Genomic DNA, 7,330 nt, shown 5'->3' on the forward strand with positions numbered 1-7,330 from the left:
CGCGCTCCCGCCGCCGCGCGCGCGGGCCGCGGCGCTTGCGCCGCCGCGGCGCGCACACTAGAGTCCGCCCACCGATGCTCGCAAAACTTCGGGAGAACTCGCGCTCGGTCATCATCTGGGTGCTGTTCGGCATCATCATTGCGTTCTTCATCATCAGCTTCGGCCCGCAGGCCGGCCACGACCAGTTCGCGTGCGGCGGCCGCGCGCCGTTCGCCGCCGAGGTCGCCGGCCGCGAGATCTCGCTGGACTCGTGGCGCTTCGTCATGAACGCCCTCGGGTTCGGCGGCGGCAGCGGGAAGCGCAACCGCGCCCGGCGCGCAAAGGAAACGGCGATGGATCGGCTGATCGAGCGCGAACTGTTCGCCCAGTTCGCCGAGAGCCTCGGCTACCGGCTGTCGGATCGCCTCGTCGACGAGCGGATCGCGGCCGGCAAGATTCTCGTGGTGGGATCGCCGCTGCCCGGGCGCCGGATCTACTTCGACGCCGACGGCGCCTTCGACTACGACGCCCTCAAGCGATTCGCGGCCCAACTCGGTCTGACCAGCGCAGCACGCTTCCGCGACGAACAGCGCCGAGAGCTGCTGGCGGAGTTGGGCCGACAGCAGATCGCGCAGGGCGTCCGCGTGTCTCCCGAGGAAGTCGAGACCCGCTATCGCCTCGACAACGACACGGTCGCGTTCGACTTCGTCCAGTTCGACCCGCGCGCCTACGAGCAGCGCCTCGCGCTGTCGCCCGAGCAGGTGCGCGCGTTCCTCGCCGCGCGCGCCGACGAGGTCAAGCGGCGCTACGACCTCGACGCCGCCCTGTACAAGGGCGTCAAGCCGCAGGTGCGCGTGCGGATCCTGTTCACCGCCCGCGAACATCCACCGGCGAGCGGGGACGCGGGACCGGTCGATCCGACGCTCGACCCGGCCCACGCGCGCATCGCGGCGGCGCGCGCGCGCATCGAGGCGGGCGAACCGTTCGAACGCGTCGCCGCCGAGATCAGCGAGGACGAGCACACGAAGTACCGCGGCGGCGACCTCGGCTGGCGACCGGCCGCGAGCGTCGTGCCCGACCAGGCGGTGACCGACGCGATCGCCAAGCTGGCCGAGGGCCAGCTGTCGGACATCATCACGACCGACCGCGGCTTCTACCTGGTGCGAGTCGACGGCCGCCGCGAGGGCGACCTGTCGTTCGACGACGTCAAGCTCGACATCGCCGAGCGGCTGGCGCGCGAGTACCACGCGCGCGAGGCGGCCCGCGCCGACGCCGAGAAGGCGTTGGCCGAGGCGAAGGCGTCGGGCAAGCCGTTGCGCGAGCTGTTTCCGGCCGACGGCGACGACGAGGACGGGCCCAAGACCGGCGCGGTGGTGCGCCGGGCGGGGCCGGTCGTGCTCGCGGCCGATCCGCCCGTGCCGGCGCCGGCGGGCGCGCAAGCCGACACCGCGGCGCCGGCGCTGGAGGTGGTGCGGCCGGCCGACGTCCCCGCGCCCAAGGTGCAGACCGCGCGCGGCGTCAAGCGCGGGCCGGTCATCGCCGGCGCGAACAACACGCCCTACCTGGGCCGATCGCCCGAGCTGGCCGCGGCGCTGTTTTCCGACTGGGAACCGAACACGCTGGCCGACCGCGTGTTCGAGGTGGACGGGCGGTTCGTCGTCGTCGAGTTCAAGGAGCGGACCAAACCGGACATGGAGGCGTTCGCCAGCCAACGCCCGCGCCTGACGGAAGCGATGCGGCGCGAGCGCGCCCGCCGCGCGGTCGACGACTGGGCACTCGCCCGCTGTCGCGAAGTCGCCAACGCCGGCGACATCCTCGTGAACACCGAGCTCGTCACCTACAACGACCCCGACACGGGCGATCCGCTGCCGGTGACCTACAAGCTGTGCTCACAGGGCCTGCCGGGCCTGTAGGCCGCGCGGCGACCGCCCCTGCCCGCCCACGTCCCCCTCTGCTACGATCGCGCGGCGAATGGCCGCCGGGGGTGCGCACCACACCGACCTGCCGAATCTCGGGTTTTCCTTCCGCCTCGCCGGCGGCAGCGGCACACTATCGTTGCGAGAGCAACGACTGTTCGATTGGTTGTATGTCGACCGACTCGACCTGGAGGTGCCCAACCTACCCCTGCCGGTCGATCTGGCGGCGGCACCGCCCAGATTCCAGCGCCGCCGCACGCGCGTCACGCTCGCGACATTGCGCATGCATCAAGGCGATGTCGACCGGTTCATCGCATCGCGCGAGCGGGCCCTTGGCAGCGCGGGAATCGACGAGTTGCAGGCGCGACCGCGCGACGGATTCGTGTGGCTGTCCGGCCGTGTGCGCGCGGCCGATCACGCCGCCGACTTCACCGCGCGCGTGTACCTGCACGGCCGCGGCGGTCGGCTTCGTTTGATCGCGGCCGACGCGTGTCTCTACGGGTTCGCCGGCGTGCCGGCGCCGCTGGTGGCGCACCGGGCGCTCGCCGCGCTGCTCGGCGACGCGGCGCGCGCCCGCGGGCTCGGCGACTTCGACTTCGAGCCGTTGCGCGCGCTGCTGTGGCACACGCTGCCGGCGCGCGGCTGGCGCCTGCCGGATGCGTCGACCGTCGAGATCGTCGCAGCGCGGGCCACGCGCGGCGTCGTCGAAGTCGCCTACGCGGCGGGCGGCGGCGGCCCGGCCCGCGGCGCGTCGGACCGCACCCTGGCCGAGGCAGCCGGCTACGTCGACGCGCTGCGCCGACTGCGCGACGGAGACGAGTACCTGATGTGCGGCGACGTGGACTCGGCGCTGCGCGCATACCGCGCCGCGCTCGCCCGCGGCGACGATCCCCACGTCGCCGCCCGCGCGCTCGCCGCCGCCGCGGCTCGGCCGGCGTGGTTCCGCGACGCGGTCGAGTTGGCGGCCGAAGCGCTGGCTCGCTGGCCGGGATTCGCGCCGGCCTGCGCGGCCCGCGCGGCGGTGGCGATGGCCGAGGGGGATCTCCGCGAAGCGGCGACCTGGTTCGAACGCCTGGCCGACACGGCCGCGGCCGCCGGCGACGACGACGTGACCGCGCACGCGGCGCTCGCCGGTGCGCGGGCCCTGCGCGCCGTCGACCCGGCCGCCGCCACCGCGCTGTACGAGCGCGCGCTCGCGCACCGGCCCGGCCTCACCGAGGCGGTCGAGGCGCTCGCCAGCCGCTACGAGGAGGAGGAGCGCTGGCACGATCTCGTCCGGCTGATCCGCACGCGCATCGCGACGACGTCCGACCGCGCGCGCCAGGCGAGCGAGCTGGTCCGCCTCGCCGTCATCCTGCGCGACGCGCTCGGCGACACGGCGCGCGCGCGCGACGAACTCGAACGCGCCACGCAGCTCAGCCCCGACTGCATTCCGGCGTGGGAGGCGCTCGCCGACACGCTGCTCGGCGCCGGCGACGTACCGCTCGCGGTGCGCGCGCTCGACGCCGCCGCCGAGCGCTACCGCACGCTCGGGGACGCGCGCGGCGAGGCGCGTGCGCATTTGCGCGCCGCGGAGGCGTGGCGGACCGAGGGCGACGCCGACCGCGCCGCGGAGCGGCTCGCGCGCGCGCTCGAGTGCGACGGCGACTACCCGCCCGCCGTCGAGGCGGCCGCGCGCGCCGCGTTCGACGCCGGCCGCCCCGCCGAAGCCGCGGCGCTCTGGCAGCGGCGCCTCGAACTCGGCGGCGCCGCCGCGGACGCGCGCGCCGCCATGCTCGTCGAACTCGGCCGCAGCCTCGCCGCCGCCGGCGACGTCGACGCCGCGCGCGAAGCGCTCGACGAAGCGGCCTCGGCGCGCGCCGGCGAGCCGTCGGCGCGCGCGTGGGCCGAACGGGCCGCCCTCGACGCGAGCGCGGGCCGCGGCGACGCCGCGGCGACCGGGTACGCGCGGGCGATCGACGAACTGGCCAGCACGCCCGACGCGCTCGACCGGCTGCCGGCCGCCGGCCGCCGACTCGCGGCGCGCTGGTCGCTCGCGCGCGCCCACCTCACGCGAGACGACCGCGACTTCGAGCGCGCGCACACGCTCGACCCGGACGGCGACGTCGGCCGTGCCGCCGCGCGCGCCCTGTACGAATCGGCGATCGCGCGCGGCGACGACGCCGCGGCGCGACGCTGGCTCGATGCGCTCGTGACCGAGGGAATCGAACCGGTCGACGAACTCGAGGCGCGGCTTGCGCGCGCCGAGATCGCGCTGCGCCTCGGCGACCCGGACGCGGCGCTCATCGATCTCGAGCGCGCGACCCACGGAGCGCTCGCCGACTGCGCGACGGAGGCGCACCGCGAACGCGCGCTCGCGATCGAAGCCGAACTTGCGCGCGCCGCCGGCGATCCGCTCGCGCGCGCCAAGGCGCTCGGCCAGCGGGCCGACTCGATCGCGAGCCGCGGCGCCGGCGACGCCCTGTCTGCGTTCGCGGACGCCGCCGAGGCATGGCTCGACGCGGACGACCCCGCCGAGGCGCTGTCGTACGCACGGCGCGCGGCAGTGTTCGCCGAAGGCGTCGACGACGCGGCGAGCGCCGAACGCGCGCTGCGCGCGCTCGGCCGCGCGGCGTGGCGGCGCCGCGCATGGTCCGACGTGGCCGCCGCGGCGGCGCGGCTGCTCGCGGGCGATCCGCCGCCGGACGACGCGGCGGTGTGGTCGTACCGGATGGGCGTCGCGCTCGACAAGTGCGGCGACTTGCCCGGTGCCGCGGCCGCCCTTCAGCGCGCCGTCGACGATCCGGGCGCGCCGCCGGAGGTGCTCGGCGACGGGCTGCGCGCCCTGGCTGCGATCTGGGATCGGCTCGGTGAGCCGGAACGGTCAGCGCGCGCGCTCGAGCGATTCGCCGCCGGCGACGTCGCGTCGGCCGCCGCCCGCGCCGACGCCTGGTACCGCGCGGGCGAAATCCACCGCAAGCGCCCGGGCGGCGATCCCGCCGACGCCGAGCGCTGCTTCGAAGCGGCGCTGCGGCTGATGCCGGATCACATGCCGTCCCTCGACGGGCTCGAGCGGCTGAGCAGCGAGCGCGGCGACTGGGAACGCGTCGCGCAGATCCTCGGCCGCAAGATCGCCGCCACGCCGCGGCAGGCCGAGCGACAAAAGGCGCTGCTCGCGCGCCTCGCCGAGTTGCAAGCCGAGCGCCTCGGCCGCCCCGACGTCGCGCTCGAAACGCACCGGCGAGCCCTCGAACTCGACCCCTACTTCCGGCCGGCTCTGCGGTTCGTCGCGGCCGCCGCGCGCGCGGCCGGCCGCGTTGACGAGGCGATCGGGGCGCTCGAAAAACTCACCCGCGTGCTGCCGGACGATGGCGAACTCGACGACCCGCCCGCCGCCGTCGACGCCGAGCGCATCGATGCCGCCGTCGCGCTAGCCGAGTTGTTGATCGATCGCGGGCGACCGCGCGACGCGATCGAACCGCTGTCGACGCTCGCCGATCGATGCAACCGCGACGGCCGGTTGCTCGATGCCCTGTCCGCTGCCTATCGCGCCGCCGACATGTGGCGCGAGGCGGCCGACGTGCTCGGCGAACGGGCCGCGACCGCGGGCGATCCCGCGGTCGCCGCGCAGTGCGACCTGCAACGAATCGCGATCTACCGCTCGCACCTCGCCGACGACGGCGCCGCGTGGGCCGCGTGCCGCGCCGCGCTCGCGCGCGGCGCCGACCATCCCGCTCTGTTGGCCGCGGCGGTCGACCTGTCGCGCGCGCACGGCGATCCGCAGGAGCGCGTCGAAGTGCTCGTCCGCGCGGCGGCGAGCGAGGCCGCCTGCGAGCGAGTCGGCGCAGGCGCCGCGGACCTGTTGGTCGAGGCGGCCGACCTGTGCGCCGGCGCGGCGGGCGACCCGGAGCGCGCCGCGGCGTTGTACCGGCAAGCGCTCGCCATCGACCCGCGCCACCCGGCGGCGCTGTCTGGACTCGGCGACACCGGCCTGCACGCGCGCGTACCCGAGGCGATCGAGGACGAGTCGCTGTCGGACGCGATCGACGCCGCGCGCGCCCACTTCGAGGACGGCGACCCGGAGGCGGCGCTCCAGCTGATCGCCGGCGCCGACGCGGCGACCGCTCCCCGCTCGCTGATCGAGCTGCGCGCGGACGTCTACGAGGCGCTCGAGCGGTGGGCCGACCTCGCCGCGGACCTCGACGCGCTGTGCGCGCGCGCCGCGGCCGACGGAGATCGGGCCGCCGAACAGAGAGCAACCCGGCGCCTCGCCGCCGTGCTGCTCGATCGTCTCCACGACCACGCCGCAGCGGCCGACCGATATCGACGCGCGCTCGACCTCGATCCCGACGATCTCGCGGCCGCCGAAGCGCTCGCGGAGCTGGGGCGCCGCCGGCGGCAGCGCGACGCACAGGTCGACGCGCTCGAGCGCGTGTTGGCGATCTGCCGGCGCACTGGCGCAGGCCCCGCGCGCGAAGCCGCCGTGCTCCGCGAGCTGGCGGCGTGCGCGCGCGCCGACGGCGCCCTCGACCGGGCTGCCGCGCTGCTCGACGAGGCGCGCGGGATCGCTCCCGGCGATCCCGACGTGTTGCGCGCGCGCGCCGAGGTCGCTGCGGCCGTCGAGGACTTCGCGACCTGCGCCGAGTGCCTCGAGGCGCTGGCCAACCGCCTGCTCGATGGCCCGGCGACCGCTGCCGGCCGCGCGGCGGCCGGCGAGGTTCTCACCGAGTTGGCCGCGGTCTGCGCCGACCGGCTGGCCGATCGCGAGCGGGCGCGGGCGGCGCTGCGCCGCGCGGCCGACGCGTTCGGACCGAACGCGCGCGGCGATGCCGCGCGGCGGTTGCTGGCGGCCCACGCGCTCGGCGACGAGGCCGACGACGAGGTGGTCGCCGCGCTCGACGCGATCCCCGCGGATCGGCGAACCCAGCAGGACATCATTCACATGGCGATGGCGCTGCGCCGGCTCGGTCACGATCGCCGCGCCGTGGCCGAACTCGAGCGGGCGCGCGCGCGCGCACCGCTGCCGGACGACGCGGCCATGCTGCTGTTCGCGCTGCACCGCGAGCTGGCCCGCAAGCAGCAACTGGCCGAGTCGCTGGTGCGCGGCGCTGCCGATTGCGATCCGGCGGCCGCCCGCACGCGATTGTACGAAGCACTGTTGTTGTATGAGCAATCGCTGGAAGACGCAGACGCGGCGGCACGCATTCGCGCTCAGCTCGACTCGCTCGCGCCGACGTTTCACCCGGCGCGCCCGGCAGGCGCGAACGCCCCGCGCGACGCGCGCACTGGCGCGAGCGACGGCGGCGCCGGCGCGACCGACGCGCGTCCCGCCGCGCCCGACCCCGGCCGCGACGGCGATGCCGGCGCGACCGACGCGCGGCCCGCCGCGCCCGACCCCGGCCGCGACGGCGATGCCGGCGCGAGCGACGCGCGGCCCGCCGCGCCCGACCCCGGCC

General features: G+C 76.2%; 2 protein-coding genes. Both read left to right on the forward strand.

All coding sequences use genetic code 11. From position 1 onward, the window contains the following. On the forward strand, positions 1-1,892 hold a 1,892-nt coding region (locus D6689_02330; GenBank protein ID RMH44439.1), incomplete at its 5' end, for a hypothetical protein. Positions 1,893-1,950: 58 nt separating this feature from the next. Next, a partial coding sequence (locus tag D6689_02335) for a hypothetical protein (GenBank protein ID RMH44440.1) occupies positions 1,951-7,330 on the forward strand: 5,380 nt, incomplete at its 3' end.

Source organism: Deltaproteobacteria bacterium, from assembly GCA_003696105.1.
Lineage (GTDB): Bacteria > Myxococcota_A > Polyangia > Haliangiales > J016 > J016.